Source organism: Faecalibacterium sp. IP-1-18 (assembly GCF_023347355.1).
Lineage (GTDB): Bacteria > Bacillota > Clostridia > Oscillospirales > Ruminococcaceae > Faecalibacterium > Faecalibacterium prausnitzii.
The window spans coordinates 446,856-470,619 of sequence record NZ_CP094472.1 but is presented as its reverse complement, the minus strand read 5'-3'; the positions used below and the strand labels follow the sequence as shown (position 1 = coordinate 470,619).

Here is a 23,764-nt window from a genome sequence, read left to right as displayed (position 1 = left end):
GCACTCAAAAATTTTTTCAAAAAATGCCGCCTCATTCGGCGGCTGCATCTTCATCCGACAGGTCAATTTCGTACAGGTCAAACGGCTCGTCCTGTGCGACCACCTGCTGCCGCTTCCGGCGCAGAGTGGATAAAAACCTGTCCACATCAAAGGTGTTTTTCTTGTCCGCGTCTGCAAGGTATTTGTAGTGCGGGTGCTTGGTGATGTCGAACTTCTCCGAGAAGAACGGCCTCACACCCCGCAGCTGCAAAATACATCTGCCGCCGTCCATGATTGCGATTTCGTCCTCTGACATCAACGCCTTTCCTAATTTTTGATAGTTCAGTCCGTGGGAGGTTTGAGAACCCCGGTTTTCGCTGGTGTTGAAGCTGTCGATGGTTTCTTTCCCCAGCGCATCGGAGATCTCTTTGGCATTCTTGCCCCGCCCACTCAAAAAGAGAACAGAATCGCAGTTGTCTGAAATGATTTCGGCTGCATCTTTGTAGATGGCTTTCAGCTGCGACTGGCTCTGCAAAATGATGGATGCCGAGATTTCCCGGCTGCGGATGGTGGCGATCAGCTTGTCGAAGTTGGGAATCTGCCCAATGTTGGCGAACTCGTCCAGAATCAGCCGTACATGGACAGGCAGTCGGCCACCGTATTTATCATCCGCACGGTCACACAGCAGGTTGATAAGCTGGCTTTGGAGCATGGCGAGAATGAAGTTGAACGTGGTATCCGTGTCGCTCATAATCAAAAACAGCACGGTCTTTTCATCCCCGATGGTGTCCAGCTCCATTTCATCGTCCTCCATCAGTTCCCGCACCTCCCGGATGTCAAATGGGGCTAAACGGGCACCGCAGCTTATCAGGATGGAGGAACGGGTCTTGCCGGCCGACAGCAAAAACTTTTTGTACTGCCGGACGGCGAAGTGGTCCGGGTCTTTCTGTTCCAGCCGCTCAAACATGAGGTCCACTGGGCTTTGAAACTCCGGGTCATCTTCACGGGCTTCACTGGCGTTTATCATTTCCAGCAGGGTGGTGAAGTTCATTTCTTCTGCCGGGGCCTCGTACCAGATGTAGCCAATCAGAGCCGTGTAGAACAGCCGTTCCGACTTCACCCAAAAATCTTCTGCTGATTTTTCACCCTCGCCTTTGGTGTTGGCAATAAGCGTATTTACCAGCTTCAGCACGTCTTTTTCCGAGTGGATGTAGACAAAGGGGTTGTACTTCATGGACTTGGAAAAGTTTATCGTGTTCAGGATTTTCACCCGGTAGCCTGCCCGCTGGAACATTTGGCCTGTTTCCAGAACCAGTGTGCCTTTCGGGTCTGTGACCACAAATGAAGTTGGATAGTCGGAAGTGGGAAAGCATTGCATGAGGTTGGGCTTGACGTAAAACCGCGTCTTGCCACTGCCGGAGCCGCCGATCACCAGCACATTCTTGTTCCGGGCCGTCTTGGGGTCTTTGGGCCGCCCGGTCATGGTCAGGCGTTCGGTCTGGGTCAGTAGGATGTTGTTTTCAAACTTGGGGTCGATGTACGGGGCAATGTCTTTGGCGGTGCCCCACCGGGCAGAACCGTATTCCTCGCCCTTGCGGTACTTCTTGGCGTTCTTGCCCTTGCTGTACACGATGAGCCGGACGGCCAACGCACCAACAACGCCAACACAGAGGTCAAACAGATGCAGGCTGGGTAGCGGGTTTGCAAAGGCGGCGGAGATGCCGTCTGTCAGGTGGAGCAGCTTTGCCGAAGCATCCACGCCCGCCGCCAGACGGTATGCCTGCCCGCATTTGGCGAACAGGTACACGAACAGCAGATACGGCAGATTCAGCACCAGCAGCTTTTTCAGTTCAGGCTTCATCGTTCCAGCCCCCTTTGCTTGATTTTTTCTTTGGCGCGTTTCGGCTGCTGGGCCGCTTTCTGTTTAGCCACTGCCAGCACCTTGCGGATAGAGGGCCGCTGCTCCTTAGTGAGCGTTTTGGCCGTGAACTCCCGGAACGCCTGTTCCAGATTATCCGCATCCTTGGCCTTGAAGATCACGATGTAGTGGGGCGGCTGGGTGGTCTTGTCCTTGCGCAAGGTAAAGTCCACGCCGTACTTCTTGGCGCAGGGCTTGAACGCCCCGATGTTCGCCTCCGTGACTTCAATGTTGGTCAGGGCCGCACCATGGGCTTTCAGCTGTTTCAGGCTTTGCTTGCCGTGGTGCAGCTTTGGACCCTTGGCCCGGTGCTGCAAGTATTTTTTCAGTGCAGCTTGCAGCGCTTGGGCGGTGAGCTTGCCCGTTTTCATGGACAGGGCAATGGTTTTCTGGGTGACTTCTTCCTGCAAGATGAATCCCTCCTTGTTGCAGAAAATTCAGAGCGGCAGCTAGGGTGGAACCACCAGTCGCCGCAGGTAGGTAGTGCGCATAGGGTGACGCTCCTTTCGGTCAGGTGTTGGGTGGACGGCCCCAATCGGGCTGCGCCATATCGTGCGCCACAAGGGACGCATAGTAGCTGTTGATGGTGCTGGGTGCGTTAAAGAGCATAGCCCGCAGGTATTGCTTGATGTTGCGGACTTTGGTGGTGTTGTCCCGCAGGCAGTCCATGACGAACTCGATGTGATGGCTGTCCAGCTTCAGGAACTTTGCCTTGACCAGCTCTGCCGGGTAATCGTCCCCGGCCACCCGGATGGACTTGCGGGAAGTGCAGACCGTTTCCAGCAGGATGTCCACGATCTCGTCCAGCTGCTCCCGGTCTATCCGGGGATTCTGGGTGAGGGTGTCATACTCGATGTTCTCCAAAATCAGGTCCCGGTAGATTTGATAGGCCGCTTCCTTTCGGTTTTCCGTCCGTTCCGGCGGCGGTGCCGCTGCCTCGTCCAAAGGCAAGGGGTTTGGGGAATGGATAGGAATGGAATCGGTATTTAATCCCTCTTTCTTTTGTTTTTCTGTAATTAGTTTATCTTTATTTAATTGCATTGGATTTTCCAACGTAGGGTTTTCCTGCGTGGGATTCTCCAACGTTGGATTTTCCAATGTAGGTGAAACCGATGCAGGAACAGGCTGCGGCAGCTCGAAGATCACATAGTCTGCACCGCGCAGCCGTCCTTTCTCGTCCCGTTCTCTGGAACGCTGGATGTAGCCTGCCTGTTCCAGTTCCCGGATGGCCTGCCGTATCGCGTCAATGCTTTCCCGGTTGATACGGGCCAGCCCTTGCAGGGTGTAGTCCCAATCTTCCGGCAGGGAGAGCATTTGGGAGAGTAAGCCTTTGGCTTTCAGGGACAAGGCCCGGTTCCGCAGGTGATGGTTCGACATGACCGTATAGCCGCTGTTCTTTTCTACCCGAAAAACTGCCATTTCACGGATGCCTCCTTTCTGTTTTTGGGCAAAGAAAAAGCCGCAGGCTTTTTGTGAAAGTCTGCGGCTATGCCGATTGTTAGATATTCAATTCTTTGTGTTTCCGCACTCCATATCAATTACCACCGAAACGGTGATGTGATTTTCAATGCGTTTATTGCGGAGTTTATCGCCCTCGCCATCGAACACAACGTGACGAGAAAATAACGTAAAACGGAGGATTTCTACTAGATTTCTCTTTGTAGCGAAACTATCGCTTCGACATGTGTATCACTGTCCAAACTCATTTCCATATCTTCCTCAATAATCGGAAGCTTGAATTTGATGGATTTGAGCCACTGACCGTTTGGCTGTCGTTCCTCATAGATATGGATTTCAGAAATCAGCGATTCCATAATCTGTCGCTTCTCCTGCTCGTCCATGACAGCGTACAGCTTTTCAAAATAAATCAGCACTTTGTAGATATTGTCAGCAGTGAGTTTTTCTGCTTCTATTGCCATTTTCTTTGCTCTGGCTTCAATCAACAGATTCTCCGTATCCTCTATCTTATCATACATTTTATAAAGGCGATCATCAAGGTCTGCTTTACGCTTGATGTAGTGCTTATCATCTGGGTCAAGGGTATCAATCTCATCAATCAAACGGGACTTCGTAGCATAGCTCTGACGAAGCTGTTTTTCATAATTGGCAATCTCCTGTTCAATGGCGGATGTATCTATCTTCATATTGATTTTTTGCTGCATCATCGCCGCAAACTTCGGATTGCTGACCAGTTTGATAATAACCTCTGCAACAGCACCGTCCAGCAATTCCTCATTGATTTGCTTCTTGTATTCACACTTATGACCACGGGTCATAGTGCGGTGTTTGCAGCCATAATAGAAGAAATCCTTATATTTCGTGCCGTCCGGCTTGTGCTTGATGCTTTTGTTGCCGTACATTCCGGCTCCGCAAATAGGACATTTAAGTAATCCGGTCAGCAGGTGTACCTTGTTGTCTTTACCGTTGTTGACCTTTTCATACTTCTTCGCCTGAGCAAGAAGTTTTACTTGGGCTTCATGCCAGAGTCCTTCTGATACAATGGCTTCATGCAGACCGTCAACTAACAGATAATTTTCCTGCTCCACAAGTCGGTAATCATTGCGAGTTCCATGTACCTTTTCTGTTCTTCTCCTGCCGTAAGCAATTTTACCACAGTAAACGGGATTTTTCAAAATTCTGCGAATCAGGGCTGCATCAAACAGAGGATTTTTTCCATTCTGCCGCTGAATTTTGTTGATACCGTGATTGGCAAGGTATTTCGCAAGTCCGTTAGCTCCTATATCGGTATGCACATACTGGTCAAAGATAATGCGGATTGCCTCGGCTTCTTCCTCGTTGATATACAGCATACCTTTTTCCAATTTGTATCCGTAGGGAGCAAAACCACCGTTCCATTTACCCTCACGAGCTTTCTGGATTCTGCCTTCCATCGTCTGAACACGGATATTCTCACGCTCAATCTCGGCAACCGCAGAAAGCACGGAAATCATCAGCTTACCGGCATCTTTGGAAGAATCAATGCCATCCTCCACACAAATCAGATTGACATCGAAATCTTGCATCACCTGTAAGGTAGACAGCACATCTGCCGCATTTCTGCCAAAACGTGATAACTTGAACACCAGCACATAGGACACGCCATCTTTACCGGACTTGATATCCTCCATCATGCGGTTAAATTCCAATCTGCCCTCAATGGACTTTCCCGATTTACCGGCATCCTCATATTCACCGACGATTTCAAAATCGTTGAACTCAGCATAGGCTTTCATTCTTGATTTCTGAGCATCCAAGGAGTAACCGTCTACCTGAACGGCAGTAGATACTCTCGTATAAATATATACTTTTGTTTTTTCTTTCATATCGCCATCCTCATTTGTGCCACAGCCTGTGGCATAATTCAGCTTTCATCGTCTGTTATTTTTTGCCGTCAGTTTTCTGTTCCAACATCTTTATCGAATTTAAATAATCATTTTCCACGTCGCTGAGCGTTCTTGTCTTATATTTTCGATATTCTCCAGTCGCTTTATCAACAGCCTGCTTATGAGTAATGCTTCCATTTCCAATTAAAAGCTGCTCTCCACTCATGGTAAGAATGCGATCCAGATGCTCTGCCCAGTCCTGCATCGTCATTGCCTGTTCACGCTCTGCCTGACGTTCCGCAAAATCCAGATACCCGGATACAAGTTGTCCCATAGCACGAAGCTCTTTCTCATTCAGATAGTTTTTCGCAACAATCGCTTCTTTGAGTGTCGGCTGATTACCGGCAAAGGTGGTAAGTCCCATGAACTCTTTTTCCGCATCCGCTCTTGTATAAATCACTTCTGCCGCAGTCTGTCCGTGAATGGCATAATGAATTTTATTCTGAACCTTTTTGAAAAAACGGATAGAGATTTCCGCTTTCGGGTCGTAGTCAATGCTGGTGGCATAGATTTCAAGCACCTGACGATAAAACACCTTTTCCGATGCACGGATGTCTCTGATTCTTTCAAGCAGTTCCTTGAAATATCCACCGCCGCCCAGATTTTTCAATCGTTCATCATCCAAAGCAAAACCTTTTTTCATGTATTCTTTGAGAATGTTAGTTGCCCAGATTCTGAACTGTGTGCCACGCTTGGATTTTACACGATAGCCGACAGAAATGATAACATCAAGATTATAGTAGTCAACCTGATAGGTTTTTCCATCTGCCGCAGTTGTTGCAAAATTTGCAACAACTGACTCTCGCTGCAGCTCGCCTTCGGAAAATACATTTTTTATATGTCTTGAAATAGTAGATTTATCTCTCTGGAACAACTCTGCCATCTGGTCAATGGATAACCACACGGTATCCTCATCAAATGTGGTTTCAATTTTTGTCAATCCATCTTCTGTTGTGTAAATAATCATATTGGATTTTTGATTCATATCATCATAATTGTTCACCGGAACACCTCCTACAATAATAATTACGGTTTAAGGCGCGGCAGCCAGCCGCGTCTTTTCCCATCTCAAAGCCGAAGCTGTTAGAATGGGAGAGTAAATGGCCTGACATAGCTCACCTTGGGCCAACACGCCCGTAAATGAGTCCGTCAGCCGCCTCTCTCGTTCGCAGCATTCGATTTGCGCAGGTAGAGCCACCATGTGCGCTCGTGTCACCCAGGAGATTGAACAGGCAATGAGGAAAGGGCGGGAAGCCATATCCAATCACAAGGAGGAACTAAATGAACGCAGTAGGGATCGATGTTTCCAAAGGGAAAAGCATGGTGGCTGCCCTGCGGCCAATGGGTGAAGTGGCATTGCTGCCACAGGAATTTCTCCACACCGAGGTCGGTCTGGAGCAGATGGCCTACGCCATCATCGCGCTGGGGGAAGATACCCGCGTCATCATGGAGGCCACCGGTCGCTACCATGAGCCGGTAGCGGCGGCGTTGCACGAATACGGCATTTATGTCTGCGTCCTGAATCCGCTGTTCATCAAGCAGAGCGGGGGCGGCTCAATCCGCAAGGTCAAGACCGACAAGGCGGACGCCATGAAGATCGCCAAGTATGGCCTTGACAATTGGGTAGATCTGCGGGAATATACTCCCATGGACACGGTAAGACAACAACTGAAGCTGTGCAGCCGCCAGTACAACCTCTACATGAAAACGGTGGTATCGCTGCAAAACAATCTCATTTCGCTGACCGACAAGACCTTTCCCGGCGTGAACGAACTGTTCTCCAGCCCGGAGCGCGCCGACGGTCACCAGAAATGGGTGGATTTTGTCATGACCTTCTGGCACTGTGACTGCATCTGCCGCGTCAGCGAGAAGGCATTCACCGAGCGCTATCAGAAGTGGTGCAAGCGCAAGGGCTACCATTACAGCGCAGAGAAGGCGTTGGACATCTACGCGGGAAGCTGTGGCCATTTCACCACGCTGCCGAAGAATGACAACACAAAGCTGCTGATTACGACTGCTGCCCAGCAGTTGCTTGCAGGCAAGATGACGCTGGCCGCTTTGCGCGCCGAGATGGCACGCCTTGCGCGGCAACTGCCAGAGTACGATACAGTGCATGCCATGTACGGCGTTGGCGAAATCACTGCCGCGCAGCTTATGGCCGAGATTGGCGATGTGCGCCGTTTTCCGCGCCGCAGCTCCATTGTGGGATTTGCGGGTGTCGATCCGGCTGTAAACCAGTCTGGCAAGCATGCGGCGCAAAGCACACCTACGACCAAACGCGGCTCCCCGCATCTACGGAAAACGCTGTACCAAATCGTCTGTACATATCTGAGAAAAGCTCCAGAGGACGAACCGGTGTACCAGTTCCTCGATAAGAAACGCGCGGAGGGCAAGCCTTATTTTGTCTACATGACAGCCGCGCAGAACAAGTTCCTGCGCATCTACTATGCTCGTGTGAAAGAGTGCCTTGAGGATTTCGACGCGCAGCAGAACTCCGCACAGAGTTAAGCTAACTGCCAATTCCATCCCGGCTGGCGATACATCTTTTCTCCAGCCTGTTTTGTTATGCCCTTTTTCGGTCTCGCAAATTTTGCGGGACTTTTTTCTTTTTGGCTATTGACTTTTGTTTGCAGGACTCATTTCTAATTGTGCAACGGGGTATTGCGCTTTTATTCTATGTAGCTCTATGCGTTGAGAACAGTAGCTCTCGCATAGAGTTTGGACACTTATTCCACGACTATTATATCATTGCTTTTCCATCAATTCAATAGTGTCACTGGGTTCTTCAGATGTGTTTTCTTCCTCCAAACAAGACGGCGGCTCTGGAAGATTATCAATATCCAGAACCGCCGCATATTTTTCTATTAAATTTGCAAGTAAATCGGCAAAACCATTCCATTTATCTGTCAATAGTGCTCTCCTTTTTTTTTCGTCCACGTTCCTGCGGAATGTCCTGTTTCTCTTTTCCTCTGGTCAAAACGGCATTAAGAAAAGCCCGTACCCTTTCAGGTGCGAGCTTGACAGCATCCAGATACGGCTGAGCCTGTTCCAGAAGTTTCTCATATCGTTTTTTCCATACCCCAGCATCTTTCTTGGCTGTTTCATATTTCTGCTGGTATTTTAATTTCTCCGCTTTTTCAGCAAAGCTGCTGACAGCATAATTTTTGAGAGTACGGCATTCATCGGGTGTCAAGACGATGTTCCCGGTAAAAGATTTCTTACCCATCGACTCCAGCTCCTGAACCGTCACCGCTATTCCGGTTGCCGCCTTAGTCTGTGCTTGCAGGGATTTAAGCTCCTGCTTTTTCTTCTCCGCAGCCTGTGTAGTATCGTCAAGCTGTGCTTCTTTCTGGTTCAGTTCCGCCGTCACAGCTTCCAGTCGCTGCTTTTCCTTTGCCACCTTAAACTGGGTCACAGTCAGATGTTCCTCGGTGCTGTCACGCTCTCCACGTTCCACATCGGTATATCCGGCAGCTCTCATGTGCTGAAAAAAATCATCCTGTAAAACAGAATAGGATTTTCGGAGAACAGGCTTACCATTGACTTGCAGAATTGGTTTTCCATCTTTGTCCACAGCAGGTTTGGACAGCCACTTTTTACTGCGGCTGACCTGCATAATGGTTTCCTTTACCGTTCCTCTGAGAGCTTCATCCTTGCAGCGTTTCGACCACAAAATCTGTTTCTCCACCACAGGGACATAGACCACATGAAGATGATAATGGAACACGTCCTTGCCAAGTGCTTCGGACATCGCCCGGTTAATCTCGTCAGCGTGCATGACTGCCGAGAGGATATACTGTTCACCGCCAACAATCTCCACAGCGGATTTATAGGCTTCCTCATAAAACTGTCTGGCGTATTCATAACCGCCGTGATTGTCGAAGTACGCAGAGTTCACATCAAAGACCATTTCGTTGAAATGGACGGCATCCGCCTTCAGACCTCTGGTGGAAATGATGTTGTCAGCTTTCATCTGCTCAAACATTTCAGCGTAGCTCCCGGTAGGTTCTTTGAAGTGTACGTTGAGGGAACTTCTTTCCGGGATAATATCTTCGTTACTGTATATTTCTTTTTCACGCTCATTGTGTGCCTGTGCATCTCCGATGTCATTATCTGTGACATCCATATTTCTTGCACAGGTACGGTCAACTCCGTCATTTCTTGCCATATTTTTCCTTCCTTTCTTTGGGATTTGCAGACAGGTAGCTTTGGAAAGGCACTTCTGCGGAAGTGTAATAACCCACTATGACACTTTCATCCATACTGGCTGCAAAGTGCCGTGGGCTCTCCCGAGGGGCTCTCCGAGGGTAATGCGGTCGCTGCGGCGACCTCTGCCGAACATCAGAAAGTTGTCTGCTCCTCTTTCCAATGTCCGGCACGGACGGCTGCTGTTTTGCGAAACCGCCCCGTCCGTTGACAGAAAAAAGACTGACTTTTTCCTGTCATTTGGGTACGTCACGAAGGTTTTATACAGGAGTGATTTACGCTCGTACGCTGTGTACGTACGTACCAAAAAATCAATCCCGCCATTCCTCCGGTACGTACGTACACGGCGAAACGTCGTAAAACCCATTTATATTCGGACGGGCTACGGCTTCAATTCCCATGAATCCCCACACCCTGCGCCCGGCAGAGTTTGTGATTTTGTTGGTGTGTTCCAGATTGTAGCGACTTAAATTTGCCACCACACTGTCACTAAAGCTGCGGGATTTCAGGGGCGGCAGAGAATTTTCCTCACACCACATCCGATAAATTTCGTACAGCTCCTTGGAGCTGATGGAAGCATCCGCTTTCAGCCGGATATAGCCCTCAGACTCCATGAAGTCGAAAATATTGTTGTTGTCACGCTTGACGGACTCTCGGTTGGTTTTGGTGCGCTCACTTTCCGTGAATTTGAAATTGTTGGCAACCAGACGCTGCAATCCCTCAAACGCCCAGAGGAAAATGCCCTCCACCTCAGCTTTCATCTTCTGGGCGAGGTCAGGGTCATCCATTCTTCCGGCAGGCTTTTCCTTTGTGGTCAGCACAAGCTGTCTGCGGTAGAAACCGTCACTTCGGTCATACAATGCCTGTAAATCTCCATTGGAGAAAGCCAGCAGACGGGCGAACATCCAGCCCTGATAGCTCTGTTTGCCCTTGCGCTCCAAATCCATTTTCCCTTGAGCTGTCACAATGGATTTCACATAATTGGTCTGGCGCAAGGCTTCCATTCGCATATCATCATCCACGCATAGGAGGATATGCTCCAGATCGGCACGGGCAAATCGGTTCTCAGAGATTTTACCAATGCTTCCGTCCTTCATGGAACTGCCCAGCATTTGCCCCAGCACCGCACCGATTTGGGATTTACCCTCGCCGCCATTGCCCTTAATGACCATCATCCTCTGTCCTTTATTGGAGGGAATCAGGCAATAGCCGATAAATTCCTGCAAGGTAGGGATGTCCTCCGGGTAAAGCAGACCATTCAGAAAGGAAAGCCACAGCACAGGTTTCGGAGTATCCGGGCGATAGAAAACCGGGAGCCTGTTTCTCACAATATCCGGCTTCCCCTCTGTAAAAGTGCCGTCCAGCATGAGCGTACCGTTTGCCAGATGAATCCTGTCCTGCTCCGGCGGGAAGTCCTCCACATGAGCCGCCAGCTTCATAATCTCAATGATGTTGCTGATTTTGCGGGGAATGTTGTTCACGGCACAATATTTCAATTCTTCAAAGATTTCGCCACGAAGCGGCAGGTCGTCCGTCACTCGACCATCAGGTGTGAAAAAAGCTCCGTTTGCAAAGATAATCTGACGGGTTCTCAGAAAATCTTCACAAAACAGAGCTTCATTGATACTCTTGCCGTCAAACCACATCGGCACATTCATCTCAAGCAATTTCCTGTTCTCTGACATGGCAGCGCACCTCCTTTTTCTGCTCGTCCAGTCGTGTTTGCATTCTTGCAATCGTTCCGTCTGTCAAAAGTTCCTTGACGGTATCAGTCCTTTCTTCCTGATCGCTCATAAGGAGCAAATCGTTCAGATACTCCACATATTCCAGCTTGTGGCAAGCTTCCACGAACCTCTCATCCGGCTCGTCCTCCGGTGCTTCGGGAGCATATCGCTCTTTCCAGTCCTCCAAAAGATGAAGATACCCGGACAGCACATTCATGCAGAAAAGCTCGTCCTGTTTCGACTGATTCACACGGGGACGGTACTTCTTTACCTGTGCCACCACGGACGGCGGCCTGTCCAGTCCGAAATCCGCAGCCAGTCTCTGCGCTGCTTCATAGGCAGACAGGTCAAGCAGCCTTGCCACAAAGTCAATCACATCTCCCTTGGCACCGCAGCCGAAGCAATAGAAGTAATCCTCGTTCAGCTTCAAGCTGGGGTGTCTGTCATCGTGGAAAGGGCAGCAAATCATCCCGGAGCGATTGATTTTCAGCCCGTAGTGTTCGGCGGCTTGCCTAACCGTGACCGCCGCCTTGACTGTTTCAAAAATGTTCATTTGCATAACCTCCTTGATTTTTCTCGATGATTTTTTCATCTGCCTGAATATACGCAGAAAAACGCTTTCAACCGAAAAATCAGGCACTTCCGCAAGCAAAGCAAAAAGCCGCCCCGAAAACTTGAAAAAATGCAAGTTTCGAGACGGCAGTGTTCACACAAAGTTGGTTGATATTGTTCCGTAAATAGAATATAATTGAAGTTAATATGAATCAGGAGGGATGATACAGAAATGAAATACCTGTCTACATTTGAAGTTGCCGAGAAATGGGGTATCTCTCCCCGAAGAGTTGGTATCCTCTGCAACAATGACCGCATACCGGGCGCACAGCGGGCAGGAAGCCGCTGGATCATCCCGGAGGACGCTGAAAAGCCGACAGATGCCCGCATTAAAAGCGGAAAATATATCAAACAGAAAACAGACAGAGGGGAGGAAGCATAATGGCTGATACTTATTTACCCGCCGATGTTCGGAAAAGAATCGTTGATGTAATGAGAGAACGCAAGATGACCCAGCGAGAACTGGCACTTCGGATTGATGTGAATGAAAGCACCATCAGCCGCTTCCTTAGCGGAAAGACCGAAAAGCTGAGCGAAGAAAGCGTTATCCGCATCGCCAGAGTGTTCAATGTGTCCACGGACTTTATCTTGGGTACGACCGTAATCCCGGATAAAAAGAACTACGATATTTCAGAACTGGGATTATCTGTTGAAGCTGCAAAGAATCTTTATACCGGAAAGGTCAACAATGATGTAGTCAACCGTCTGCTGGAAAATCCCCGCTTTGCCATGGTTACTTATATGATTGCACAGTATATGGATGATACCCTTGCAAGAGGATATGCCGCACAAAACCAGATGTTTGCTACCGTTGGCTCTCTGCTGTTGGGACAGAACCAAGCTCCCGAAGCAGTACAGGCAGCCCGAACCGCTAATGCCATGAAAATTCCCGCTTATCAGGCAGACCAGACCACGATTCAAAACACCTTTATGACGGTGGTTAAGGAAATCAAGAAAGAAGCAGGCAGCGATTTGGTCGCAGCCAAGGCAATCAGCAAGGAAGCCACCGAAAAGATGTTTGCCGAGCTGACCAAGGGGCAGGATATGCAGAATCCGACCATCACGCCGGAAGCAGTTGTTGATGCTATTACAGGCAGCATTTCCGGTGTCGATGGAGTCAATCAGGAAGCTCTGGACAACTTTAACAAAGCCTTGCTGGGGCTGATGCAGACGATGGTGCTGCCGGAAGATGATGGACAAGATAACTAACGAGCAGCTCTGTATTGCGGCGCAGAGCGGTGACAAATGGGCAGAAAACGCCCTTGTAGAGAACAATCTGCGGTTTATCCGAAAGACGGCATACGAGATATGGAGCGCACAGCGGGAGCTGAACGTTGCCCTCGGCATTGAACTGAACGATTTGGTGCAGGAGGGTTCATTGGGGCTTCTGGGCTGCATAAGCAGCTTTCAACCCGACTACGGGAACAAGTTTTTGACCTATGCTGCCCCGGCTATTCATAATGCCATGCTGGACTACATCCGCAGGCTGAATCCTACCTTTGAAGCCAAAAATCTGGACTGTATCATTCGTCTGGATGAGGTCAAAAAGGGCGAGAATAAGGGACAACATGAATTTATAGCAGATTCCAGAGTACAGAACCCAGAGCAGATTTTCATTGCAAAGGAAACCCACGAAGAAATCCATACGGCTCTGGAAATGATTGATGAGCGAGAGAAAGCCTATCTCTGGTATCGCTTTGGCTTTGAGGACGATGTCCTCCATCCTCTGAGCGAAACGGCGAAGCACTTCCATCTGTCAGAGAGCAGAGCAAAGTCCACGGAGAAATTGGCTCTGGATAACTTCTGGCTGGAACTGCCTTGGTGGTACTAAATATTCAAAGAAAGGGACATGTAATCATGGAAAAATATAAAATACTCATCATCGAAGATGACCCAATCATTCAAACTGAATTACAAGTTCTGTTAAACGGAAACGGATATGAGGCATCCGCAGTTACTGACTTTACATCAGTTATGCAAGCGGTCAAAAATACTCATCCCTATTTGATTTTGCTGGACATAAAGCTGCCACAAGAAAGCGGCTACTCAATCTGTTCTCAAATCCGCAGTTTTTCCAATGTACCGATTATCTTTGTAACAAGCTGCAATACGGACATGGATGAATTGAACAGTATTTTGCTGGGTGGAGATGCTTTTATCACCAAGCCTTATAACACAGCAATTCTGCTGGCAAAGATTTCATCCTTGATGAAACGAGCTTACCCGATAGAACAAATTGAGCGTCTGAATTGGCAAGGAGCGATTCTTCACTTAGAAAGTAGCACGATTGAATATGACGGTAACCAAGCAGAACTGACAAAGAATGAATTGAAAATATTATATTATCTTTTCAAACACGCAGGAAAGATTTGTTCCCGTAATGATATTGTAGATTATCTATGGGACAATCAGCTATATGTGGATGACAATGCTTTGAGCGTCAATATCAACCGCATCCGGGAAAAACTGGCGGGCATTGGCCTGACGGATTTTATCAAGACAAAGCATCGCCAGGGGTACACGATATGAACAGCAAACGGTATTGGAAAAACAGGCTTCCATTTCTGCTGACGAACCTTGTTTGCATGGCTGCGCTCACTGTATTTTTGCTGGTGTGCGGCAATTCGGCTTCCGCAGTAGTATTGATCCTGATCGTATGGGCATTGATTTTGCTGATGGGACTTGTCCTCACTTACTGGAAACGAAAGCGGCAGATGAAAAAACTTCTGGATATGGCGAAGCAGCTCTCCGAGAGATACCTTATTTCTGAAGTGATGGAACTGCCGGAACAGGCCGAGGATCAGGTTTACTATCAGATTTTGAAAATGGCTGGAAAATCCATGTTGGAGCAGATTGGGGAGGTCGAGCGGGAACGCCTGGAGTACAAGGAATACATTGAACAATGGATTCACGAAATCAAAACGCCCATTACTGCCATGAAACTCCTATGTGAAAACCATCGGACGAACTGGACAAAAGAACTTCTGCTGGAACTGGAAAAGACCAACCGCTTTACGGAACAGGCTCTTTATTATGCCCGCAGTGAGCATACAGAGAAAGATTATTCTGTCCGGGAAATGGCACTGTCCCAAGTGGTGCATCAGGCGATTGCAGATAACAAATATCTGCTGCTCCAAAGTGGTATGCGCCTGGAAGTGGAGGAAATGCAGGATACGGTTTATTCAGATGAAAAGTGGGTGCGTTTTATCCTAAATCAACTGATTGTCAATGCGGTCAAGTATCGTACGAAGCAGCCGGTTCTCCGCATTTCTACTCATAAACGGCAGGATCAGGTTGTCCTTGTCGTGGAGGACAATGGAATCGGGATTGCTGCGTCCGATCTGCCCCGTATCTTTGAAAAGGGATTTACCGGTCAGAATGGTCGTCTGATTCAGCAGTCCACGGGCATTGGTCTGTATCTGTGCAAACGGCTCTGTGAAAAGCTGGGCATTGGCATTACGGCGGAGTCGTCGGAACATGGCACAGCCATTTCCCTTTCTTTTCACATTAACTGTCTGATTCATGAAGTGCAGAACTGAAAAGCGTTCTGCACTTCTTACATTTTTGTTAGAACTTTGTAAGAAAACTTGATACAAACGAAGCCACTCTTATTTTACAATAGAGATCAGAGGTGATAACAATGAAAGAAATTTTGAAACTGGATCATATCCAAAAATATTACGGAAATGGCGGAAATGTTACAAAAGCAATTCAGGACATCAGCTTTTCCGTTCAAGAGGGAGAATTTGTAGGAATCATGGGAGCATCTGGCTCCGGCAAGACTACCCTGCTCAACTGTATTTCCACCATTGATACCGTCAGTGCAGGACATATCTATCTGGACGGAACCGATGTGACGGAAATCAACGAAAAACAGATTGCCCGGTTTCGTCGGGAGAATCTTGGATTTGTATTTCAGGATTTTAACCTGCTGGACACGCTGACCATTTCGGAAAACATAGCCCTGGCGCTGACCATCAACAAGGTTCCAGCAGGCGAGATTGATGGGCGGGTGCGGGAAATGGCCGGAAAGCTGAATATCACGGATATTCTGGACAAATACCCCTATCAGGTGTCCGGCGGCCAGAAGCAGCGGTGCGCCTGTGCCAGAGCCATTATCAATCAGCCTAAGCTGATTTTGGCGGATGAACCCACCGGTGCGTTAGACAGTCACTCGTCCCAGATGCTGCTCTCGACGATCCAGAGTATCAATGAAGATCTCGGAGCCACGATTCTGATGGTGACACACGATGCTTTCTCGGCAAGCTATGCCAATCGTATTCTCTTTATGAGGGACGGGGCAATCTTTACGGAAATCCGTAAGGGGGGTGATTCCCGCAGGACTTTCTTTGAAAAAATCCTGGATGTCCTTACCATGATGGGAGGGGGCACGAGCGATGTACGCTAAACTTATTTTCAAAAATGCAAAGCGGTCTGTGAAGGACTATTTGATTTATATTGTGACCATGACACTCTGTGTCACCCTGTTCTATGCGTTTTTGTCTATCAGCAGCACCCATTATCATCCGACCATTGGTGCGGAATATAATATTTCCCTGCTGGCTGGAGGTATGAAACTGGCAATTTGCGGGATTAGTTTGCTTTTGTTGTTTCTGATCCACTATGTCAATCGTTTCATGCTGAGAAAAAAGCAAAAGGAGTTTGCCGTTGAGGCAACCTTGGGAATGGAGCAAAAAACCATAGGCCTGCTCTTTTTTGGAGAGACTTTTTTCCTGCTCATATTCTCTGTGTCGGTGGGAATCCTTCTGGGGATGGTCGTTTCTCAGGTCATTACGGCTATGCTGCTTGCTTCTTTTGGGGAACCCTACGCTTTTTCTTGGTCGTTTTTCCCGGATACTGTGCTGTTGACCGTGGGCTTCTTTGTTGTTTGCCAGATTCTGGTTGGAGTCGGGAATGTCAGAATTCTCAACAAAAGCAGGATTATTGAGCTTATGACGGCAAACCGTCAGAATGAAAAACCGCTTCATAAAAGCAGATGGATGCCGATGATCTGTATTTTCTATGGCATTCTGCTGCTGTGGATGCTGGAGGTAGGTACTGTAAAATATCATTTTTACTTCGATTCCAGACATCCGCTTCCTGTAAAGCTCATGTATTGGGGGAATGTCCTTTTCCCTGCACTGACGCTGCTTTGGGCAATCGCAGGTGCTGTTTTACACAGAAAAATAGGGTTTTCCCGATATCTTTGCGGACTTCTGGCTGGTGCTGTATTGACCGCTATCCCGATTTTTTCCATCGCAGAACTGGAAAAAGCCTACTTCCTTGGATTTGACGCTCCAACTCTGAATCAATATTTGCTGTTTGGGGTTGCGGATATTTTGTTTATCATTTCCGCAGTCATGTATTTATCGAATGCGGCGCTCCTATACTGGAAGGAGTCTAAAGTGTCCCGCAAATATCATAATACGAGTTTATTTCTGTTTGGACAGCTTTCCTCTAAGCTGGCTACCAATACGAAAACGATGACGATCATTTGTGTGACCCTGACTTTTTCTATCTGCTTGTTTGTCATTGCGCCGGTTTTAACGGGATGGAGTCTGGGCTATTTGGACAGTCGGGCTGTCTATGATATTCAAATTTCAAGCCGCTACAACGATGTTTATGAAGTGGAAAATCTTCCGGATACAGACTATGGAGAAATTACTGCGTTCATAGAACAAAACAAAATAGCGATAAAGGACGATTTGACTTTTTCGGAATATCTTCCCAAGCAAAGCGACTTTCGCCAGCGAGTAAAGTACAATTTTCCTCCCTTGGCGATCGCACTGAAGGATTATAACGCTGTTCGGAAAATGTTGGGATATGAACCTATTATCTTACAAACGGATGAATTTGCTACCCACTGGCATCGTGCAGCAGAGGACAAGGATATTGAAAACTACATTGCTGAGCATACCTTATTGGAAACTGACGCAGGCACCCTGAAACTCAGTGAGAACGCCGTGTTTCAGGAGCCTGTGGGGGAATCCATCTATAATCTTTATACAGATGTGGTGTATATCATACCTGACGAAATAGCGCAAGTCTTGCTTCCGGTACAGCGCAACCGATTTGTGATGACCCAATATCCGCTTCCCTTCAAAACGGCAGAAATGCTGGAACAGCTTCTTGGGCGTTCTTATCCAGAAGATCCTGATAAAGACAATCTGGCAGGATACAGTACAACTGTCCATACTACGGAAGTGAACCGTATAATCGCCCTTAACTTTATCCTAAAAGCGTCCTTGATCTATGGTGCAATTGTTCTGATGGTGATGTGTCTTACCGTGCTGGCTCTTCAGCAGCTCCTGGATGCAGAAAAAAACAACTACAGATTTTCGGTTCTGCGAAAAATGGGAGTGGAAGAGAAGGACCTGCATACTTTGGTTCTAAAACAGCTTGGTGTTTGGTTTGGGATGCCGATCACAGCGGCAATCGTTGTAGCAATTATTGTGATTGGCTATTTTCTTCAAAGTGTTTCTGCTGAAATCTCAGCTTATATTGGCTGCGGAGCCTTGATGGTACAAGTAGGGATTATCATTGGTATTCTTTTCTTACTGCTGATATGCTACTTCATAAGTACATGGATATTGTTTAAGCGGTCCATTTCGGAGAACTGATAAAGTCACAGTACAAAAAGGAAAAGCCGCCTGTATGAGCATTTGATATGCCCGCACAGGCGGCTTGCTTTATCTCTGGTAATCAGTCCAAAGGTTTATATTCTGTAACAGTTTTCAGGTATGTTTCCGGGTCGCCGTTGAGAACTAAATCTGCATAGGCTGCCGGATCGTTGTAAATCAGCCAGTCCAGCTCTGACCGCTGATATATATTATCGGCAACCTCATTCTCTACCGCAATCGTATCAATGGCAATCATGCTGCCATTTGCAAATTTCAGCTCCACACAGGCAGTATCCATATTGAACTCACAAGAAAGTAAACGCTTCATTTTGCCCTCCTTAGATCATGCCGAAGTGCTTGAGCGCCTCCTTGATTGCTTTTTCCTTATCGGGCGGGCATTGGGGCTGTTTTGCATCATCGGACTTCGGTTTGTTGTAATTTTCTCGCTCGATGATACCGCATTTCTGCTTCACCTGAGCGATATACAAGCTGCTGACCTTGAGTCCGGTATGCTCCAGCACATATTCCTTGATTTCCGAATAGGTGGCTTTCTTCTCTGCATCGGTGAGATCAAGTTCGTCCATGTGGATGTCTACCTCGATATGTTGCTTTGCATTAAGTTTGGACAATAAACATACCGTCTCGACGTGCTCCGTATGCGGGAACATATCCACCGGGGTAAAGCCCTCGGCCTTATAGCCCAGCTTTGTCAGGGTGGCAAGGTCGCGGGCGAGGGTGACGGGGTTGCAGCTGACATAGACCACCCGCTTCGGTGCCATGCGGGCCACGCTGGCAAGAAATTCCGGGGTGGAGCCCTCGCGCGGGGGGTCCATAAAGATCACGTCTGCCTTCTCCCCTGCTGCGGCCGCTTCGCGGATCCAGCGGGTGGCGTCGGCGGCAAAGAAGCGGGCGTTCTTTACGCCGTTGTGCCTTGCGTTGCCAATGGCGTCCTGCACGGCGTCCCGGTTCAGTTCCACGCCCACCACCTGCTTTGCATGGTCGGCGGCGGTCAGGCCGATGGTGCCAATGCCGCAGTAGGCGTCCAACACCACCTCTTTGCCGGTCAACTTCGCGGCCTCCACCGCAAGGCCGTACAGCACGGCGGTCTGCGCCGGGTTCACCTGATAAAAGCTGCGCGGGCTGATGGCATAGGTCTTGCCGCAGAGGGTGTCCAGAATGAACCCCTTGCCGTACAGCACCTTTTCCGCTTCGCCAAGCACCACGCTGGTCTTGCGGCTGTTCACGTTCTGCACCACGGTGGTCACAGTCACGCCGCGCTGCGCTGCCTCGGTCAGCAGCGCCTTGACAAAGTTCTTGGCCCCCGGCAGCACCGGCTGCGCTGTCACCAGCACCACCATCACCTGCCCGGTGGCTACGCCCCGCCGCAGCAGACAGTGGCGCAGAAGGCCGGTGCCCTTGTCCTCATCGTAGGACTGGTAGCGGCAGGCGTTGGCGGCAGCACGCACCGCCTGCATGGTCTTGTCCAGCACCTCGTCCTGCAGCAGGCAGCTTTCCACCGGCAGCACCTTGTGGCTGTTTGCCGCATAGATGCCGGAGGTCAGTTTTCCACCCCAGCCGGTGGCAAAGGTGGAAATCACCTTATTGCGGTAGTGGTAAGGCTGCTCCATGCCCCGGATGGGGTGCACCGGGCCGTATTTGCCCACCAGAGCACGCACTTTTTCTTCCTTCTGTTTCAGCTGTTCGGCATAGTCCAGCCCCAGCAGGGGGCAGCCGCCGCAATTTTTGGCACGCAGTTTGCAATCCATGGCAGTTTCTTCCTTTATATAACAGATACTCTCTTTTCAGGATATCACAGGGCGGGGTGGATTGCAACCGCAAGCCGGTGCGTTTTTTGCAGTTTTCTTTTTTACCGCCGGGGCTTTACTTTCCCGCGATGATTTGCCATAATAGGGACAGAAAACGACCGTTTACGGGAGGGCTACAAGATGAAGATCATGGTTTTTGATGTAGGCGGCACCGAGATCAAATACTCGGTCATGGATGAGCAGATGCACCGCACGAACAGCGGCGCGGTGCCCACGCCGCAGGATACGCAGGCGCAGTTTCTGGATGCAGTCTACCGGCTGTATGCGCCCCATAAGGACGAGGTGAGCGGCATTGCCATGGCGCTGCCGGGCTTTGTGGATAACCGCACCGGCTATGTTTCCAACGGCGGAGCGCTGCTGTACAACACTGCCACCCCGGTGGGGCAGCTGCTGGCGGAAAAGTGCGGCTGCCCTGTCATACTGGAAAATGACGGCAAAGCCGCCGCCATGGCAGAGCTGGCAAACGGCGCGCTGAAGGACTGCTGCAACGCTGCGGTGTTCATCATCGGCACCGGCGTGGGCGGCGGCATTATTGCCAACGGGCAGCTGGTACGCGGGGTGCACTTTACCGCCGGAGAGTACAGCTTTGTCAACACCAACGCCGAGGCGTGGGACGCCCCGGACCAGAACATGGCCTGCCAGTGCAGCACCAGCAATCTGCTTAAATGGTACCGCGCCCGCAAGGCACTGCCGGAGGATGCCCCGTTGGACGGTCGGAGCTTTTTTGCCGCCGCCAATGCCGGAGAGCCGGAGGCCTTAGAGGTGCTGCGGCGGTTCTGCCACGCGGTGGCGGTGCAGATCTACAACCTGACCGTTCTGCTGGATGTGGAAAAGGTGGCCATCGGCGGCGGCATCAGCAAGCAGCCCCTGCTGCTGGAAAGCTTGCGCAGCGCCTACGATGGACTGTACGCCTCCCGGGCGGGACAAGCTTACATGGAGGGCTTACCCCGCTGCCAGATCGTGCCCTGCGCCTTCAGCAGCGAGGCCAATCAGGTGGGCGTCGCTGCCGCATATTTTGAAGCTATGCAGAAAAAATGTTGATTTCCAGCCGGTTTCATGGTACTATATCTGCCGTGTGCTCTGCACGCAAAACACGAAACAAGGAGATTTTGAACCATGAACACTCTGCATAAATTTGCCGTTCTGACCCTCAGTGCTGTGCTGACCGTCTGCCTGCTGGCAGGCTGCGGCGCTTCCGCTTCCTCTACCGCTTCCAGCGCAGCCTCCTCTGTGGCTTCTTCTGTGACCGCTTCTGAGGCTGCTTCTTCCGCTGCCAGTAAGGCACAGGCCACGGTGGAGTTCACCGTTACCGCTGCGGACGGCAGCGTTTCCAGCGTACTGCTGAACGTAACCGACGGCGAAAAGCTGAGCACCGCACTGGCCGAGGCCGGGATCATCAGTCAGGAAGAAGCCGAAGCCGGCTTTGTGACCACCGTGAACGGCGAGACTGCCGACTATGATAAGGACCAGGCATGGTGGTGCCTGACCGACGCTGCCGGTGAGATGACCACCGTGGGCGTGGCCGACATTGAACTCCACGACGGTGACAGCTATGCCTTTACCTACACCAAGGGGTAAAAAGCCGGTGGCGCTGCACACCCGGGTGCTGCGGCTGGTGCTCAGCGGCCTGATGGGCGCGCTGCTGGTGGTGAGCAAGCAGGCCATGAGCGGTCTGCCCAATCTGGAGCCGGTGAGCCTGCTCATCATCCTGTTTGCACTGGAACTGCCCCGGGAGACCCCCGGCGCCATCACGGTATTCATTCTGCTGCAGGGCGTGCTGTACGGCTTTGGCCTGTGGTGGGTGATGTACCTGTATGTGTGGTATCTGCTGGCGCTGCTTGCATGGCTGCTGCGCCGCATGGACAACGCCTTTTTCTGGGCAGTGTTCAGCGGGCTGTACGGCCTGTGCTTCGGCGGGCTGTGCGCGGCGGTGTATCTATTTGCCAAAACGCCCGCCTTTGCCCTGAGCTGGTGGCTCAGCGGCCTGAGCTACGATGCACTGCACGGCGTTGGCAATTTTGTGCTGATGCTGCTGCTCTACCGCCCGCTGTGCCGTGCGCTGCAAATGGCAAAAAAGCAGCTGCGGGTATAAATAGTATTATATAAGCGATGGGGCTACTGCATTTTGCAGTAACCCCATCGCTTTATGCTTTATTTATTTTGGCAAAGGCCTGCCGGACATCGCCGGAGAAATACAGCGTTCCCAGTGCGCACACCGGGCCTTCGCCGCCCAGTTCTTCCGCACGCGCTACACCGGCCTCAATGCTGTCCGCAGCCTCGGCGGTGCAGCCGTAGGCGCGGATATGCTCCGCCAGCGTCTGCGCCGGCATGGCGCGGGGGTTGTGCGCCGTCACGGTCACGAACCGCTCGGCCAGCGGTGCCAGCAGCGCCAGCATCTCGTCCACGTCCTTGTCGGCCATGATGCTGACCAGAAAGACGAATTTCTGCCCGGGGAAGCGGTCTTTCAGGCTCTGCACTGTGGCGCGCATCCCGTGGGCGTTGTGGCTGCCGTCCAGCACAAAGGCCGGGCTGTGGCGCAGCAGCTCAAAGCGCCCGGGCCAGCTTACCTGCTCCAGCCCGGCGCGGATGGCACTTTCCGGAATGTTCCAGCCCTGCTGCCGCAGCACCCGCAGGGCGGTGATGGCCAGCGCGGCGTTGCGGGGCTGATAGCTGCCGATGAGCGGCAGCCGCACCCCGTCCAGCCCGTCAAAGCTGAAGGTAACTGCGTCCAAATCCCCGCCGGTGATTTGCAGCTTTGCAAAGTCCACCTCGGTAAAGGGAGCGTGCTGCTGTGCCGCCACCCGGCGCAGCACGGCGTCTGCCTCCGGTGCGCCGCCGTAGCTCACCACCGGGCAGCCCGGCTTGATGATGCCGGCCTTGGCGGCGGCGATATCCGCCAGCGTGGGGCCAAGCTCCTTGACGTGATCCATGCCCAGTGCCGTGATCACCGCGCAGGCAGGCTTTTCAATAACATTGGTGGAATCCAGCGTGCCGCCAAGCCCCACCTCCAGCACCACGATATCACACTGCTGCTGCGCAAAATAGAGCATTCCCAGTGCGGTGATGATTTCAAACTCGGTGGGCACATCCTCCATGGCATCGGCGGCGGGCTTTACCTGCTCCACCAGCTCCACCAGCGCTTCGTCCGGGATCTGCTGCCCGTTGATCTGGATGCGCTCGTTGAAGCGGTTGATGAAGGGCGAGGTATACAGCCCCACCCGGTAACCGGCGGCTTGCAGGCAGGAAGCCAGCATCGCCGCCGTACTGCCCTTGCCGTTCGTGCCCGCCACATGGACGAACTGCAGCTTTTTGTGCGGGTCGCCCAGTGCAGCCAGCAGGGTGCGGGTACGGGTAAGCCCGGGCTTATGCCCCGCCCACTGCACCGCGTGGATGTATTCCATTGCCTGTTCGTAGTTCATAGATACTGCCTCGATTCAAGGAATAATATTAAAAATTTCGGAACACCGGAGCGTCGGCAGACGCTCCGGTGTTCCAT

At 50.6% G+C, this 23,764-nt stretch carries 23 protein-coding genes; 11 read left to right on the top strand and 12 right to left on the bottom strand.

Annotated elements, in window-relative coordinates; translation table 11 throughout:
- Positions 1-31: 31 nt before the first annotated feature.
- From MTP43_RS02260 to MTP43_RS02240, 5 genes are all read right to left on the bottom strand, one after another.
- Positions 32-1,840 (bottom strand): VirD4-like conjugal transfer protein, CD1115 family, encoded by a 1,809-nt coding sequence (locus tag MTP43_RS02260; protein ID WP_249235034.1) that lies wholly within the window; start codon positions 1,838-1,840, stop codon positions 32-34.
- The gene (locus MTP43_RS02255; RefSeq protein WP_249235033.1) at positions 1,837-2,307 is read right to left on the bottom strand and encodes a PcfB family protein; all 471 of its coding nucleotides are present in this window, start codon (positions 2,305-2,307) and stop codon (positions 1,837-1,839) included. The genes MTP43_RS02260 and MTP43_RS02255 overlap by 4 nt, the downstream gene beginning before the upstream one ends.
- A gap of 100 nt (positions 2,308-2,407) precedes the next feature.
- The gene (locus MTP43_RS02250) at positions 2,408-3,316 is read right to left on the bottom strand and encodes a DUF6017 domain-containing protein (protein ID WP_249235032.1); all 909 of its coding nucleotides are present in this window, start codon (positions 3,314-3,316) and stop codon (positions 2,408-2,410) included.
- A 227-nt stretch (positions 3,317-3,543) separates the two neighbouring features.
- On the bottom strand, positions 3,544-5,220 hold the full coding sequence (locus MTP43_RS02245; RefSeq protein WP_156071538.1) for a recombinase family protein: 1,677 nt from the start codon (positions 5,218-5,220) through the stop codon (positions 3,544-3,546).
- A gap of 55 nt (positions 5,221-5,275) precedes the next feature.
- Positions 5,276-6,265 (bottom strand): virulence RhuM family protein, encoded by a 990-nt coding sequence (locus tag MTP43_RS02240; protein WP_155220044.1) that lies wholly within the window; start codon positions 6,263-6,265, stop codon positions 5,276-5,278.
- A 296-nt stretch (positions 6,266-6,561) separates the two neighbouring features.
- On the opposite strand from MTP43_RS02240, the gene MTP43_RS02235 reads away from it, so the two are divergent.
- Positions 6,562-7,788 (top strand): IS110 family transposase, encoded by a 1,227-nt coding sequence (locus tag MTP43_RS02235; RefSeq protein ID WP_118626809.1) that lies wholly within the window; start codon positions 6,562-6,564, stop codon positions 7,786-7,788.
- A gap of 237 nt (positions 7,789-8,025) precedes the next feature.
- On the opposite strand, the gene MTP43_RS02230 is transcribed toward MTP43_RS02235, so the two are convergent.
- From MTP43_RS02230 to MTP43_RS02215, 4 genes are all read right to left on the bottom strand, one after another.
- Positions 8,026-8,190, bottom strand: coding sequence for a hypothetical protein (locus MTP43_RS02230; protein WP_165852585.1), 165 nt, complete (start codon positions 8,188-8,190; stop codon positions 8,026-8,028).
- The gene (locus MTP43_RS02225) at positions 8,180-9,448 is read right to left on the bottom strand and encodes a plasmid recombination protein (protein ID WP_249235031.1); all 1,269 of its coding nucleotides are present in this window, start codon (positions 9,446-9,448) and stop codon (positions 8,180-8,182) included. The genes MTP43_RS02230 and MTP43_RS02225 overlap by 11 nt, the downstream gene beginning before the upstream one ends.
- A gap of 349 nt (positions 9,449-9,797) precedes the next feature.
- A complete protein-coding gene (locus tag MTP43_RS02220) occupies positions 9,798-11,171 on the bottom strand; it encodes a DNA primase family protein (protein WP_015538078.1) in 1,374 nt (457 codons plus the stop codon).
- Positions 11,146-11,763: a CHC2 zinc finger domain-containing protein gene (locus MTP43_RS02215; RefSeq protein ID WP_015538079.1), complete on the bottom strand. Its 618-nt coding sequence runs from the start codon at positions 11,761-11,763 to the stop codon at positions 11,146-11,148. The genes MTP43_RS02220 and MTP43_RS02215 overlap by 26 nt, the downstream gene beginning before the upstream one ends.
- Before the next feature lie 231 nt (positions 11,764-11,994).
- Between MTP43_RS02215 and MTP43_RS02210 the strand changes: the two genes are divergently transcribed.
- From MTP43_RS02210 to MTP43_RS02180, 7 genes are all read left to right on the top strand, one after another.
- Positions 11,995-12,204, top strand: coding sequence for a helix-turn-helix domain-containing protein (locus MTP43_RS02210; RefSeq protein ID WP_015538080.1), 210 nt, complete (start codon positions 11,995-11,997; stop codon positions 12,202-12,204).
- Positions 12,204-13,031 (top strand): helix-turn-helix domain-containing protein, encoded by an 828-nt coding sequence (locus MTP43_RS02205; RefSeq protein ID WP_055149782.1) that lies wholly within the window; start codon positions 12,204-12,206, stop codon positions 13,029-13,031. Before MTP43_RS02210 ends, MTP43_RS02205 begins: the two co-directional genes overlap by 1 nt.
- Positions 13,012-13,653, top strand: coding sequence for a sigma-70 family RNA polymerase sigma factor (locus MTP43_RS02200; protein WP_082419129.1), 642 nt, complete (start codon positions 13,012-13,014; stop codon positions 13,651-13,653). The genes MTP43_RS02205 and MTP43_RS02200 overlap by 20 nt, the downstream gene beginning before the upstream one ends.
- 26 nt (positions 13,654-13,679) lie before the next feature.
- Positions 13,680-14,351, top strand: a complete 672-nt coding sequence (locus MTP43_RS02195) for a response regulator transcription factor (RefSeq protein ID WP_015538084.1) — start codon at positions 13,680-13,682, stop codon at positions 14,349-14,351.
- Positions 14,348-15,361, top strand: a complete 1,014-nt coding sequence (locus MTP43_RS02190; protein ID WP_102287016.1) for a sensor histidine kinase — start codon at positions 14,348-14,350, stop codon at positions 15,359-15,361. The genes MTP43_RS02195 and MTP43_RS02190 overlap by 4 nt, the downstream gene beginning before the upstream one ends.
- Before the next feature lie 101 nt (positions 15,362-15,462).
- A complete protein-coding gene (locus tag MTP43_RS02185; RefSeq protein WP_102287017.1) occupies positions 15,463-16,230 on the top strand; it encodes an ABC transporter ATP-binding protein in 768 nt (255 codons plus the stop codon).
- Positions 16,220-18,442 (top strand): FtsX-like permease family protein, encoded by a 2,223-nt coding sequence (locus MTP43_RS02180; RefSeq protein ID WP_249235030.1) that lies wholly within the window; start codon positions 16,220-16,222, stop codon positions 18,440-18,442. Before MTP43_RS02185 ends, MTP43_RS02180 begins: the two co-directional genes overlap by 11 nt.
- Before the next feature lie 82 nt (positions 18,443-18,524).
- Here MTP43_RS02180 and MTP43_RS02175 read toward each other — a convergent pair whose 3' ends face one another.
- Positions 18,525-18,770 carry a DUF6061 family protein gene (locus tag MTP43_RS02175; protein ID WP_015538088.1) on the bottom strand — a complete coding sequence of 82 codons (246 nt, stop codon included), beginning with the start codon at positions 18,768-18,770 and terminating at the stop codon, positions 18,525-18,527.
- A 10-nt stretch (positions 18,771-18,780) separates the two neighbouring features.
- Positions 18,781-20,208 (bottom strand): 23S rRNA (uracil(1939)-C(5))-methyltransferase RlmD, encoded by a 1,428-nt coding sequence (rlmD, locus tag MTP43_RS02170; protein WP_249235029.1) that lies wholly within the window; start codon positions 20,206-20,208, stop codon positions 18,781-18,783.
- A 180-nt stretch (positions 20,209-20,388) separates the two neighbouring features.
- Here rlmD and MTP43_RS02165 point away from each other — a divergent pair, with 180 nt between their 5' ends.
- From MTP43_RS02165 to MTP43_RS02155, 3 genes are all read left to right on the top strand, one after another.
- Positions 20,389-21,309 carry an ROK family protein gene (locus MTP43_RS02165; protein WP_005923074.1) on the top strand — a complete coding sequence of 307 codons (921 nt, stop codon included), beginning with the start codon at positions 20,389-20,391 and terminating at the stop codon, positions 21,307-21,309.
- A gap of 75 nt (positions 21,310-21,384) precedes the next feature.
- On the top strand, positions 21,385-21,846 hold the full coding sequence (locus tag MTP43_RS02160) for a DUF4430 domain-containing protein (RefSeq protein ID WP_005923072.1): 462 nt from the start codon (positions 21,385-21,387) through the stop codon (positions 21,844-21,846).
- On the top strand, positions 21,821-22,360 hold the full coding sequence (locus MTP43_RS02155) for a hypothetical protein (protein WP_154251252.1): 540 nt from the start codon (positions 21,821-21,823) through the stop codon (positions 22,358-22,360). The genes MTP43_RS02160 and MTP43_RS02155 overlap by 26 nt, the downstream gene beginning before the upstream one ends.
- Before the next feature lie 52 nt (positions 22,361-22,412).
- Here MTP43_RS02155 and MTP43_RS02150 read toward each other — a convergent pair whose 3' ends face one another.
- Positions 22,413-23,687 carry a bifunctional folylpolyglutamate synthase/dihydrofolate synthase gene (locus MTP43_RS02150; RefSeq protein WP_005923068.1) on the bottom strand — a complete coding sequence of 425 codons (1,275 nt, stop codon included), beginning with the start codon at positions 23,685-23,687 and terminating at the stop codon, positions 22,413-22,415.
- Positions 23,688-23,764 lie beyond the last annotated feature (77 nt).